12 protein-coding genes are annotated in these 11,779 nt (G+C 60.9%); 6 read left to right on the forward strand and 6 right to left on the reverse strand.

The window, feature by feature from the left end:
- The first annotated feature begins 80 nt into the window (after positions 1–80).
- A complete protein-coding gene (locus LOY67_RS22385) occupies positions 81–2,927 on the forward strand; it encodes a valine--tRNA ligase (RefSeq protein ID WP_265064488.1) in 2,847 nt (948 codons plus the stop codon).
- Positions 2,928–3,182: 255 nt separating this feature from the next.
- Positions 3,183–4,208, forward strand: a complete 1,026-nt coding sequence (rlmF, locus tag LOY67_RS22390) for a 23S rRNA (adenine(1618)-N(6))-methyltransferase RlmF (RefSeq protein ID WP_265064489.1) — start codon at positions 3,183–3,185, stop codon at positions 4,206–4,208.
- Positions 4,209–4,285: 77 nt separating this feature from the next.
- Here the strand turns inward: rlmF and LOY67_RS22395 are convergent, their stop codons facing one another.
- Positions 4,286–4,570 carry an HU family DNA-binding protein gene (locus LOY67_RS22395; protein WP_024777638.1) on the reverse strand — a complete coding sequence of 95 codons (285 nt, stop codon included), beginning with the start codon at positions 4,568–4,570 and terminating at the stop codon, positions 4,286–4,288.
- A gap of 396 nt (positions 4,571–4,966) precedes the next feature.
- Between LOY67_RS22395 and yejK the strand changes: the two genes are divergently transcribed.
- A complete protein-coding gene (gene yejK, locus LOY67_RS22400; RefSeq protein ID WP_024777637.1) occupies positions 4,967–5,971 on the forward strand; it encodes a nucleoid-associated protein YejK in 1,005 nt (334 codons plus the stop codon).
- Positions 5,971–6,327 (forward strand): glutaredoxin family protein, encoded by a 357-nt coding sequence (locus tag LOY67_RS22405; RefSeq protein ID WP_265064490.1) that lies wholly within the window; start codon positions 5,971–5,973, stop codon positions 6,325–6,327. Before yejK ends, LOY67_RS22405 begins: the two co-directional genes overlap by 1 nt.
- A 188-nt stretch (positions 6,328–6,515) precedes the next feature.
- On the opposite strand, the gene LOY67_RS22410 is transcribed toward LOY67_RS22405, so the two are convergent.
- The 4 genes from LOY67_RS22410 to LOY67_RS22425 form a co-directional block, all read right to left on the reverse strand.
- Positions 6,516–7,451 (reverse strand): glutathione S-transferase family protein, encoded by a 936-nt coding sequence (locus tag LOY67_RS22410; protein WP_265064491.1) that lies wholly within the window; start codon positions 7,449–7,451, stop codon positions 6,516–6,518.
- A 57-nt stretch (positions 7,452–7,508) separates the two neighbouring features.
- A complete protein-coding gene (locus tag LOY67_RS22415) occupies positions 7,509–7,841 on the reverse strand; it encodes a GIY-YIG nuclease family protein (protein WP_265064492.1) in 333 nt (110 codons plus the stop codon).
- Positions 7,842–7,882: 41 nt separating this feature from the next.
- Positions 7,883–8,353, reverse strand: a complete 471-nt coding sequence (locus tag LOY67_RS22420) for a nuclear transport factor 2 family protein (protein ID WP_265064493.1) — start codon at positions 8,351–8,353, stop codon at positions 7,883–7,885.
- A gap of 88 nt (positions 8,354–8,441) precedes the next feature.
- Positions 8,442–9,770 (reverse strand): CynX/NimT family MFS transporter, encoded by a 1,329-nt coding sequence (locus LOY67_RS22425; RefSeq protein ID WP_413776149.1) that lies wholly within the window; start codon positions 9,768–9,770, stop codon positions 8,442–8,444.
- Positions 9,771–10,157: 387 nt separating this feature from the next.
- Between LOY67_RS22425 and LOY67_RS22430 the strand changes: the two genes are divergently transcribed.
- The gene (locus tag LOY67_RS22430) at positions 10,158–10,469 is read left to right on the forward strand and encodes a type II toxin-antitoxin system MqsR family toxin (protein WP_265064494.1); all 312 of its coding nucleotides are present in this window, start codon (positions 10,158–10,160) and stop codon (positions 10,467–10,469) included.
- Positions 10,466–10,948 carry a type II TA system antitoxin MqsA family protein gene (locus tag LOY67_RS22435; RefSeq protein WP_265064495.1) on the forward strand — a complete coding sequence of 161 codons (483 nt, stop codon included), beginning with the start codon at positions 10,466–10,468 and terminating at the stop codon, positions 10,946–10,948. Before LOY67_RS22430 ends, LOY67_RS22435 begins: the two co-directional genes overlap by 4 nt.
- A gap of 58 nt (positions 10,949–11,006) precedes the next feature.
- On the opposite strand, the gene LOY67_RS22440 is transcribed toward LOY67_RS22435, so the two are convergent.
- The gene (locus LOY67_RS22440) at positions 11,007–11,771 is read right to left on the reverse strand and encodes an amino acid ABC transporter ATP-binding protein (protein WP_042730176.1); all 765 of its coding nucleotides are present in this window, start codon (positions 11,769–11,771) and stop codon (positions 11,007–11,009) included.
- Positions 11,772–11,779 lie beyond the last annotated feature (8 nt).

An 11,779-nucleotide genomic window follows, 5' to 3' on the forward strand; every position in this document is an offset into this window, starting at 1 on the left:
GCCGCCAGTGGCTTGCATCTGCCCCGCCCGCTATACTTCCCGGCTTTTCCTGAATAAATGCCAATAGGGTCCCGCCGCGCATGGATAAGACCTACCAGCCGCACGCCATTGAAACTTCCTGGTACAACACCTGGGAGTCCGAGAATTATTTCGCTCCGCAAGGCGCGGGCGATTCCTACACCATCATGATCCCGCCGCCGAACGTCACCGGCAGCCTGCACATGGGCCACGGCTTCAATAACGCGATCATGGACGCCCTGATCCGTTTCCGTCGCATGCAAGGCCGCAACACCCTGTGGCAGCCAGGCACCGACCACGCCGGTATCGCCACGCAAATGCTGGTGGAGCGCCGCCTCGAAGCCCAGGGCCAGAATCGCCACGACCTGGGGCGCGAGAAATTCCTCGAAAAAGTCTGGGAATGGAAAGACGAGTCCGGTGACAACATCAGCCGGCAGATCCGCCGCCTCGGCTCGTCCGTGGACTGGAGCCGCGAACGTTTCACCATGGACGACGGCCTCTCGGAAGCGGTAAAGGAAGCCTTCGTGCGCCTGCATGAAGACGGCCTGATCTATCGCGGCAAGCGCCTGGTCAACTGGGACACCAAGCTGCACACCGCCATTTCCGACCTCGAAGTGGAAAACCACGACGAGAAAGGTTTCCTGTGGAACCTGAAATACCCTCTGGCCGACGGTGCAAAAACCGCAGAAGGCCAGGATTACCTGATCGTCGCCACCACCCGTCCGGAAACCATGCTCGGCGACGCTGCCGTGGCGGTGAACCCGAACGACGAGCGTTACAAGGCCCTGATCGGCAAATTCGTGGAACTGCCCCTGGTCGGCCGTCGTATCCCGATTATCGGCGACGACTATTGCGATCCTGAATTCGGCACCGGCTGCGTGAAGATCACCCCGGCCCACGATTTCAATGACTATGAAGTCGGCAAGCGCCACAACCTGCCGCTGCTGAATATCTTCGACAAGAATGCCAACGTCCTGCCGGCCGCCCAGGTGTTCAACCTCGACGGCACCCTGAACGAGAGCATCGACGGTCAGCTCCCGACCGAATACGCCGGCCTCGACCGCTTCGAGGCACGCAAGCAGATCGTTGCGGCCTTCGAGGCCGCCGGCCTGCTGGTCAGCGTCGACGATCACGCCCTGAAAGTCCCGAAAGGCGACCGCTCCGGCACCATCATTGAGCCGTGGCTGACCGACCAGTGGTACGTGTCCACCAAGCCCCTGGCCGAGCCGGCGATTGCCGCCGTGGAAGACGGCCGCATCCAGTTCGTGCCCAAGCAGTACGAGAATATGTACTTCTCGTGGATGCGCGACATCCAGGACTGGTGCATCAGCCGTCAGCTGTGGTGGGGCCATCGCATCCCGGCCTGGTACGACGAGTCGGGCAAGGTCTACGTCGGCCGCGATGAAGCCGAAGTCCGCGCCAAGCACAACCTCGGTCCGGACGTTGCGCTGCAACAGGACAACGACGTGCTCGACACCTGGTTCAGCTCGGGCCTGTGGACTTTCTCCACCCTGGGTTGGCCGCAGCAGACCGAGTTCCTGAAGACTTTCCACTCCACCGATGTGCTGGTCACCGGTTTCGACATCATTTTCTTCTGGGTCGCCCGGATGATCATGATGACCATGCACCTGATGAAGAACGAAGACGGCACGCCGCAGGTCCCGTTCAAGACCGTCTATGTCCATGGCCTGGTGCGCGATGGCCAGGGCCAGAAGATGTCCAAGTCCAAGGGCAACGTCCTCGACCCGCTGGACATCATCGACGGCATCGACCTGGAAACCCTGGTGCAGAAACGCACTTCAGGGCTGATGCAGCCAAAACTGGCGAAGAAGATCGAAAAAGCCACCCGCGAAGAATTCGCCGACGGCATCGCCAGCTACGGCACCGACGCCCTGCGCTTCACCTTCTGCTCCCTGGCGTCCACCGGTCGCGACATCAAGTTCGACATGGGCCGCGTCGAAGGCTATCGCAACTTCTGCAACAAGATCTGGAACGCCGCGCGCTACGTGCTGGACAAGGGTGAAGACTGCGGCCAGAACGGCGAAGCCTTTGAGCTGACCCTCGCGGACCGCTGGATCATCTCGCAGTTGCAACGCACCGAAGCCGAAGTGACCCGCCAGCTGGACCAGTTCCGTTTCGACCTGGCCGCGCAAGCCTTGTACGAGTTCATCTGGAACCAGTATTGCGACTGGTACCTGGAACTGTCCAAGCCGGTGCTGTGGGACGAAAATGCCCCAGCCGAACGCCAGCGCGGCACCCGTCGGACCCTGGTCCGGGTATTGGAAGTGGCCCTGCGCCTGGCGCACCCGTTCATGCCGTTCATCACCGAGGAAATCTGGCAGCGCATCGCACCGCTGGCTGGCGCCGAAGGCAAGACGATCATGTTGCAACCGTGGCCAGTGGCCAACGAAAGCCGCATCGATCCGGCGGCCGAAGACGACATCGAATGGCTCAAGACCTTCATGCTCGGCCTGCGCAACATCCGCGCCGAGATGAACATCGGCCCGGGCAAGCCGCTGACCCTGTTCCTGAAGAACGCCAACGCCGAAGACCTGCGCCGCCTCAACGAAAACGAAGCGCTGCTCAAGAAACTGGCCAAGCTTGAATCTGTGACGGTCCTGGCTGCCGGCGAAGAAGCGCCGCTGTCCGCCACCGCCCTGGTTGGTGAGATGGAAGTGCTGGTGCCGATGGCCGGTCTGATCGACAAAGCTGCCGAACTGGCGCGCCTGGACAAGGAAATCCTGCGCCTCAAAGGCGAGGTGCAGCGCGTCGGCGGCAAGCTGTCCAACGCCGGCTTCGTCGACAAGGCCCCGGCCGACGTCATCGAGAAGGAACGGGCCAAACTGGCCGAGGCGGAACAGGCCTTGGGCAAGCTGGCTGAGCAGCATGCGCGGATTGCCAGTCTGTAACGGCAAGACGTAATGAAAGAAGGAGACCCTGGTGGTCTCCTTTTTTCTGCCCGCCCTTTTCTTGCGAACACTGAGCAAACCCTGTGGGAGCGAGCCTGCTCGCGATAACGGCGGCAAATTCGCCATTGATGCAAGCTGACCCACCGCTATCGCGAGCAGGCTCGCTCCCACATTTAATCGGCGCAGCCCTCAAGACCGAGCGGGATGTGGGACAATGCCCGCCACTTTTTGAGCCAGCCCCGAATCGACCCACCCATGACCGCGCCCCGCCCCCCCAGACCCGCACGCCAGAAGCCCAAGCCCACCGCCGAAGCCAAGCCCGTAGTGCCCCGTGAAAAAGCCAGCCTGCACCCGCGCAATCGCCATCAGGGCCGTTACGACTTCCCGGCATTGATCAAGGGCACGCCGGAACTGGCCAGGTTCGTGATCATCAACCCCTATGGCAAGGAAAGCATCGACTTCGCCAGCCCCGAAGCCGTGCGGGTGTTCAACCGGGCGCTGCTCAAATCCTTCTATGGCATTGCCCACTGGGACATTCCGGCCGACTACCTGTGTCCGCCGGTGCCGGGGCGCGCGGACTATGTGCACTTTCTCGCCGACCTGCTCGCCCGCCATAACGAAGGGGAAGTTCCTCGGGGAGCGGCGGTGAAGGTGCTGGACATCGGCACCGGCGCCAACTGCGTGTATCCACTGATCGGCTACAGCGACTACCGTTGGCACTTCCTGGGTTCGGAGATCGACCCGACGGCCATCGCCTCGGCCAAGACCATCGTCCAGGCCAACGGGTTGGGCAAGGTCATCCAACTGCGCCAGCAAGCCAATCGCAAGCAGATCCTGCTGGGCCTGCTCGACGAAGCTGAACGGTTTGACCTGACGATGTGCAATCCACCGTTCCACGCGTCCCTGGAGGAAGCCACCCGAGGCAGCCAGCGCAAATGGCGCGCCCTGGGCAAGGCCGATCCGAAACGCAAGTTGCCGGTGCTGAATTTCGGCGGCCAGGCCGCCGAGCTGTGGTGCGAGGGTGGAGAAGTCCGCTTCGTGACCCAACTGATCGGTGAAAGCGCGCAATTGGCCCGGCAAGTGCTGTGGTTCAGTACGCTGGTGTCGAAGGTTTCGAACCTGCCGGCGATTCAGGCCGCACTGAAGAAGGCCGGCGCGGTGCACAGCCAGGTGGTGGAAATGTCCCAAGGGCAAAAGCAAAGCCGCTTCGTCGCCTGGACCTTCCACACCGAGGTACAGCAGCAGGCCTGGCGCCAGGCACGCTGGGTCCGCAAGGACTGACCGGGCCGGTCACTTTATTCAGGACAACAAAAAACCGTGCCCGGATTGCTCCGCGGCACGGTTTTTTTTGAAGCGTCTTACTTGGCGTTGATCGAATCAACCAGGCCTTTGGCCGGAACCAGCTTGACGACTTTCTTTGCAGCGATTTCGATGGCAGCGCCAGTCGAAGGGTTGCGACCGGTACGGGCAGGACGCTCGGTGACTTTCAGCTTGCCGATGCCTGGCAAGGTGATTTCGCCGCCGCTTTCCAGCTGGTCGGCAACGATTTGGCCCAACTGGTCCAGAGCGTTACGCGCGGTGGTTTTCGGCGCGTCGATAGCTTCAGCGATGTCAGCGATCAGTTGGTCTTTAGTAAGAGCCATGTAGTGTTCCTTCCCTATCAAATTCATATGGATTGCAGAGTGCAGTGTCAGCCATCGAGCCCGATCTCTTCGGATCGAACACCCTCGGTCATCACCACGACGGGTCGGGGTAATAGATGCCGAAATCCGGGTTTGGTTCGACCTGACAAATGCTGAATGCATGCTTAACGCAGTGCCTTCGCGTAAGACCGGGCAAAACTAGCACAACGCCTGTGAAATATCCGCCCTTAGCTACCCATTTGGTCAGCTTTATTGCGCTAAATCGGTAAAAAAATGCATACGGGCCGTCGGACGGCTCCGAAATCCCCTTCGCGACGCTCCAAAACCAGTGATTGCGGTACACTGGGCGCTTTTCGGGGGAGCGCGCCCTCCTCTCTTTCATCAGCCGAGAAGCCCATGCCGATCCGTCATTGCATCGTCCACCTGATCGACAAAAAACCCGACGGCACCCCTGCCGTGCTCCATGCCCGGGACTCCGAACTGGCAGAGTCCACGGCCATCGAGAACATGCTTGCCGACCTCAACGAGAGCTACAACGCCAAGCAAGGCAAGGCCTGGGGGTTTTTCCATGCCGAGTCCGGGGCACATCCATTCAGTGGCTGGCTGAAGGAATACCTGGACGGTGGCAAGGATTTCACGGCGTTCAGTCGCGTGGCGGTGGAACACCTGCAAAAGCTGATGGAAGAGTCCAATCTGTCGGTGGGCGGCCATGTGCTGTTCGCCCATTATCAACAGGGCATGACCGACTACCTGGCCATCGCCCTGCTGCACCACAGCGAAGGCGTGGCGGTCACCGATGAGCTGGACGTCACCCCGTCCCGCCACCTGGACCTGGGCCAGTTGCACCTGGCGGCACGGATCAACGTGTCGGAATGGCAGAACAATAAACAGTCCAGGCAGTACATTTCCTTCATCAAGGGCAAGAACGGCAAGAAGGTTTCGGAATACTTCCGCGATTTCATCGGCTGCCAGGAAGGCGTCGACGGCCCTGGCGAAACCCGCACGCTGCTCAAGGCCTTCAGCGACTTCGTCGAAAGCGAAGACCTGCCGGAAGACGATGCCCGGGAAAAAACCAAGACCCTGGTGGATTACGCCAGCAGCCAGGCCAAGCTCGGCGAGCCGATGGGCCTGGAGGAGCTGTCCGAGCTGATCGACGAAGACCGCCCGAAGGCGTTCTACGATCACATCCGCAACAAGGACTACGGCTTGTCGCCGGAAATCCCGGCGGATAAACGCACCCTAAACCAGTTCCGCCGCTTCACCGGCCGCGCCGAAGGGCTGTCCATCAGCTTCGAGGCGCACCTGCTGGGTTCCAAGATCGAGTATGACGAAGAGGCCGGCACGTTGATCATCAAGGGGTTGCCGACGTCGTTGACGGACCAGTTGAAACGGCGAAACTGATGCTCGGCGCAGTCCTGAAGAAATTCCTGCTGATTTTGCTGGTGGTCGTGGCCTACCAGAACTGGGGCAAGATCGAGCGGTTGTTCAACCCCTCGCAAATGCTGTCGCAGCAGATTCGCAGCAATGCCCGCGTTGTGCTGTACGCCACCGACTGGTGCGGCTACTGCAAGGCAACGCGACGGTTCCTGGATGAGAAAGGCGTACCGTATCGCGAGTTCGATATTGAGAAAGACCCCGAGGCGCGCAAGGCCTATGAAGCGCTGGGCGGTCGGGGAATTCCGATCCTGGACGTGAATGGCACGTTGATTCGTGGGTATGAGCCCGAGGGGATTCTCAAGGCGTTGTCTGCACCATAGCGCTCTGCGAATCTGCCGGCCCCAATCGCGAGCAAGCTCGCTCCCACATCAGCGGCGGACCGCGATCCCGGAAACGTCGCAAATCCAGTGGGAGCGAGCCTGCTCGCGATGAGGGCACTGCAGTCACATTTGCACTGACTGTCACACCGCTATCGCGAGCAGGCTCGCTCCCACAGGTTATCGGGCGCTTAGCAAGCCTCTATACGAAACCCATACCGCGGGAAGTGCACATGCACCACCCCGCCGCGCTCGTCTTCACGGCGCAGGATCAGCTCTTCGCGTCCGGCAAACAGCAGTTCTCCCGCCACCGGATCAACGCCATAGTCAGTCGCAGCGATGGTCACCTGCTGCCCCTGCGCAAACCCGTTCGACCCATCGAATGACTCGTCCGGCAAATCTGCCGGCGTAGCGTTGCGTGCCACTTCCAAAGCTTCCTCGGAACTCATCGCGCTCGATGCTCCATGACCGAAACCCAGCACCCGTGCCAGCCAGGCCGAAACCGCCGGATATGCATCCACCAGCGGTGAGGTCACCGGAGTGCCCTTGAGGAACCACAGCGGGTGAGCCATGGCGAAGTCGGCAATCGAGGGTTCCCCCAACAGGAAGTCGCCCTCCTCGCGCTGCAACTGCTGCTCAAGTCGCGCCATGATCGTCGGCCACTGATGCCTGGCTTGCTCGGCAGCCAGACGCGTGGCGGTGCCACCACTGAACAGCCCGGCGCGATCAGCGATGAATGCCTTGATCGCCTCAGGCGACAATTTGGCGAAACGCGCGGCCATCGACTCGGGCTGGAACACCAGGCTCACCCCATGCTGGAACACCACCGAATCGGCCCAGGCCGCGAAGGATGCCGCGATCATTTCCCGGCCTTCGGGGAACAGTGCCGGCGAGGCTTTTTCCTGCTCCAGTCGACGGGCGATCAGAGCCGTGTCGCAATAGATGTCCGCACCGATCTGCAACACCGGCGTCTTGCGGTAACCGCCCGTCAGCGCCGTCAGATCGGGCTTGGGCATCATCGGCGGGATGTTGACCGAGCGCCAGGACAAACCTTTGAAGCCCAGCAACAGACGGGCTTTTTCGGCGAAGGGAGACGTCGGGTAATGATGAAGGATCAGCTCTGACATGGGATTCGCCACTGCAGGAATGAAGGCTTGCAGCTTAGCGCGCCACGTAGAAGCAGCCTACTGGCCTGATAAAGGTGTATCAGCACGGTTGATGCTGGCCACCAGGCACTCCTTGGCGCTTTTGCGCAGCTTTTTGATCAACCGCTCCTGGCGCAGGGCTTCGCCCTTGTCACGGCAGGCTTCGGTATAGACCAGCGCCACCGCCGGGCTGGAGAGAAAGAAACGGGCGCCCTTGCCGCTCTGGTGCTTGGCGAAACGGCGCACCGGATCGTCGCTGATGCCACAGTACAAGGAACCGTTGGCGGCCCGCACCAGGTAGACGAACCAGGGCTTGCCCGGTTCGGTCGCAGCCTCCACAGGCAGCTCGGGAGTGTTTTCGGCAGTGGTCACGAAATGTTCAACAGACGCGTAGGAAGTAGGCCGCGATCTTATCAGCGACTGGCCTGGAACGCCCGAAGCCCTTTGAGCGCCTGGGCCCTGACCGCATTGCGCACCAGCGGCGTCCAGCCCAGCAGCAGGCCCTTGGCACCCAAGGCCTGACGGGACCAGCGCCACAGATCGAAGCTGTCGTGATGCTCGCAGATCTTGCCATCGCGAAACACGAACCGCGCCTGGATGTCATTGACCACGATGTTGCCGGTCTGGCTGAACAGGTAAGTCGCCACCCAATGCGCGCCACCGGAACGCTCATCGCTGCGCACGTTATCGAAGGTCAGGGAGAAGTCCTTGGCGCGGGTGGTGAGCATGCGCCACATGTCACCGGCATCACGCCCGCGCAGCTCACCGAACGCCGGGTCGCTGAAGACCACGTCGTCGGTGTAACAGGCGCTCATGGCTTCGGCATCCAGGCGTTGGAAGGCCTGGTAGAACCGGTTGATCAGGGCGTTGTGGGCATCACTCATGGACAGACTCCGAAAAGCGTTTCAGTAGACTCGCCACAATAATCTGCCGCCGCCGGGAACACTATCGTCATTCGCCATGAAAATAACATCAGCGAAGGTCGGTGATTTTCTCGCTGCTGACCCCGACGTACAACGCCCGACCAGCGCCGATGCCGGCGATGATCGCCCCCAGGCCGATCAAGCCGAAGATCCAGCCCAGGGCTTGCCACCCGCCGGTCCAGTCATGCACCACTCCCACGGCGAACGGCCCCAGGGACGCCAGGGTGTAACCGAAGCCCTGGGCCATGCTGGAGAGGTTGGCGGCCACATGGGCGTCTCGCGAGCGCAGCACGATCAACGTCAGCGCCAGGCTGAACGTCGCACCCTGCCCCAACCCGAGCAGGATCGCCCAGCCCCACAAACCGTCGAGGGGCGCGTAAAGACAACCGAACAGTCCAGCGAGGGTCATGAGCATGACAATCACGATGGCCGGGCGCTGGTCCTTGCCGCGGGTCGCCAGCCAGGGCGCCGCCAGGGAGCTGATCAACTGCACGATGACCGAACCCGACAACACCAGCCCGGCCTGGGTCGGCGTCAGGCCGCGACCAATGAGGATCGATGGCAGCCAGCCGAACACGATGTAGGCCAGGGACGATTGCAGCCCCATATACAGCGTCACTTGCCAGGCCAGTGGATCGCGCAATAACCCGCGAACCCGATATGCCGCCTGGTGGGCACCCTGTTTCCGGCCGGTTTGCGGCAACCAGAACACGACAGCCAGCAAGGCCGGAACCGCCCAGAACCCAAGCCCCAGGGCCCAGCTATGGTTCAGTTGCTCGCTCAACGGCACCGTCGCCCCGGCGGCCATCGCCGCCCCCAGGCACAACGCCATGGTGTAGACACCGGTCATGGCGCCGGCCTGCCGGGCGAAGTCACGCTTGACGATGCCTGGCAACAGCACACCGATCACACCGATGCTCGCGCCGGCCAGGACACTGCCGGCGAACAGGCCGACCTGGCCGAACGAACTGCGCAGCACAATCGCGCCGGCAAGCGTCAACAAGATCCCCAGCACCACGCGCTCGGCACCGAAACGCCGCGCCAGAACGGGTGCCAGCGGCGCGAACAGGCCAAGACAGAGCACCGGCAAGGTGGTCAGCAAACCCGCCTGGGCGGCCGACAGGCCAAGGCTTTTCGAAACCTCACTGAGCAACGGCGCCATGCTCGACAACGCCGGACGCAGGTTCAACGCCACCAGGATCAACCCGAGCAGCAACAGCCAGGGCCGGCGCAGCAACGGATGGGCCTGCTGGGCCTGTTCGTCGTCGGCTTCGGCGTCGATCAACAGTTCTTCCAGCTCAGCGGCGCGCTTGGGCGTCTTCGAGGAGGTGGGGTCAAGCAGGTCGCGGGACATGGAAAACTCGGATTCAGGGTTCATTGATCAACTGTCGACAAAGGGTCCACCCCTACGCGTAATGGCTCACTGCATGGCGCGAAATCCCTCGGCAACGAGAAAGCAAACCCACTCGCCACCGATACGGATCGGACGTGTTAATGGACGTGGGACGAGGGATGAGACGGAAATCTCTGACGCAATTGCGCGCCGATCAAGCTGGAAAAAAAGCGGAACGGCCAGTTGAGCGAGAAATGTCTGTCAATGGCTCGCTTCTTTAGCCCAGCACAGCATGAATTTTCTGACATGTTAGTCAGCTTCATGTAGGACGGCAACCGCCTACGGTCATTGGGAGAGGAATGAAGCGAAATTTTCGATTGGTCAAAACTACCCTTTTAGGGTAATTCTAGAGACGAGGGTCCACGGTTTCTTATGGAAAAGAACACACCTCATTACGCGCTGGCAGTGATACAGGCGGATGTCAGACGGCTCAGGGGCAATGCATTCACCAGCACCGCAAAAAACAATGCATGGGTGCTCGGTCTGACGCTTACAGATATGCAGGAGGTCATTTTGGGACTCCAGCGAAAGCAGTTCTATAAATCGATGACCTCCTATGGCGATCACCGAGTCTGGCACGACGTCTATCACGCCAACACACACGGTTTGGAGATCTACATCAAGGTGACCTACCGTCCGAGCGGAGGCCCACCGGTGATCTCCTTCAAGGAGAAAAACGTATGAAGACCCAGCAATGTTTCAGCTGTGGTGCCCCGGAGGGCATGTTGCATTTCGAAGGTCGCGGCGAAACCTTGAGCGTCAAGGGTATGGAACGTCGGGTCGATGATCTGTCGGGCTGGGAATGCCGGATGTGCGGGGAAGTCGAACTCGATGCCGACTGCGCGGAGCGCCATGCAAACGCGGGGGATGAGCTGGTCAACGCCGCCAGACAGATGATCGGCGAAGAGATGAAGCGCATCCGCCGCAAGCTGCACCTGTCGCAGAAAGACGCCGTATCGCTTTTGTCAGGCGGCGGGCACAACGCGATGTCCCGCTACGAGCGCGGCGAGGTATTGCCGCCAAAACCCTTGATGCTGCTGATGCGCCTGCTTGACCTCTATCCCCATCTGCTCGCAGATGCGCGAACCCTGGCGGAAGGCGCGGACTTGAGGCAATTCAAGACCACCGCGCACAAGGAGCACGAAACCCTCACGGCTTCCTGAGTATCGCCGCACAAAAATAAACCCGGACAAGTCCGGGTTTATTTCACGGCCTAAAAGATCAATGCAGGATCTGGCTCAGGAACAGCTTGGTGCGATCGTTCTGCGGGTTGTCGAAGAAGTCGTTCGGCGCAGCCTGTTCGACGATTTCACCCTTGTCCATGAAGATCACGCGGTTGGCCACGGTGCGGGCGAAGCCCATTTCGTGGGTCACGCACAACATGGTCATGCCGTCTTCGGCCAGGCCGATCATGGTGTCGAGTACTTCCTTCACCATTTCCGGGTCGAGCGCGGAGGTCGGCTCATCGAACAGCATGATTTTCGGTTTCATGCACAGGGCGCGGGCGATGGCCACACGCTGCTGCTGACCGCCGGAGAGCTGGCCCGGGTACTTGTGCGCCTGCTCTGGAATGCGTACGCGCTCCAGGTAATGCATGGCGATTTCCTCGGCCTTGCGCTTGGGCATCTTGCGCACCCACATCGGCGCCAGGGTGCAGTTCTGCAGGATGGTCAGGTGCGGGAACAGGTTGAAATGCTGGAACACCATGCCGACTTCACGGCGGATCGCTTCGATCTGCTTGAGGTCGTTGGTCAGTTCCACGCCATCGACCACGATACGGCCTTGCTGGTGCTCTTCCAACCGGTTGAGGCAACGGATGGTGGTGGACTTGCCGGAACCCGACGGACCGCACAGCACGATACGCTCGCCCTGCTTGACGTTCAGGTTGATGTCTTTCAACACGTGGAACTGGCCGTACCACTTGTTGACGCCCTGCATCTGAATAATGCCTTCAGGGCTCACAGGCTTTTTGATTGCTTCACTCATGAGTCAAC

This window comes from Pseudomonas sp. B21-056, assembly GCF_026016325.1.
GTDB lineage: Bacteria > Pseudomonadota > Gammaproteobacteria > Pseudomonadales > Pseudomonadaceae > Aquipseudomonas.

Bases quoted from the DNA above. Each gene is read 5' to 3' on its own strand.
- LOY67_RS22385 (WP_265064488.1), top strand. From the start codon at position 81: ATGGATAAGACCTACCAGCCGCACGCCATTGAAACTTCCTGGTACAAC.
- rlmF (WP_265064489.1), top strand. From the start codon at position 3,183: ATGACCGCGCCCCGCCCCCCCAGACCCGCACGCCAGAAGCCCAAGCCC.
- LOY67_RS22395 (WP_024777638.1), bottom strand. From the start codon at position 4,570: ATGGCTCTTACTAAAGACCAACTGATCGCTGACATCGCTGAAGCTATC.
- yejK (WP_024777637.1), top strand. From the start codon at position 4,967: ATGCCGATCCGTCATTGCATCGTCCACCTGATCGACAAAAAACCCGAC.
- LOY67_RS22405 (WP_265064490.1), top strand. From the start codon at position 5,971: ATGCTCGGCGCAGTCCTGAAGAAATTCCTGCTGATTTTGCTGGTGGTC.
- LOY67_RS22410 (WP_265064491.1), bottom strand. From the start codon at position 7,451: ATGTCAGAGCTGATCCTTCATCATTACCCGACGTCTCCCTTCGCCGAA.
- LOY67_RS22420 (WP_265064493.1), bottom strand. From the start codon at position 8,353: ATGAGTGATGCCCACAACGCCCTGATCAACCGGTTCTACCAGGCCTTC.
- LOY67_RS22425 (WP_413776149.1), bottom strand. From the start codon at position 9,770: ATGAACCCTGAATCCGAGTTTTCCATGTCCCGCGACCTGCTTGACCCC.
- LOY67_RS22430 (WP_265064494.1), top strand. From the start codon at position 10,158: ATGGAAAAGAACACACCTCATTACGCGCTGGCAGTGATACAGGCGGAT.
- LOY67_RS22435 (WP_265064495.1), top strand. From the start codon at position 10,466: ATGAAGACCCAGCAATGTTTCAGCTGTGGTGCCCCGGAGGGCATGTTG.
- LOY67_RS22440 (WP_042730176.1), bottom strand. From the start codon at position 11,771: ATGAGTGAAGCAATCAAAAAGCCTGTGAGCCCTGAAGGCATTATTCAG.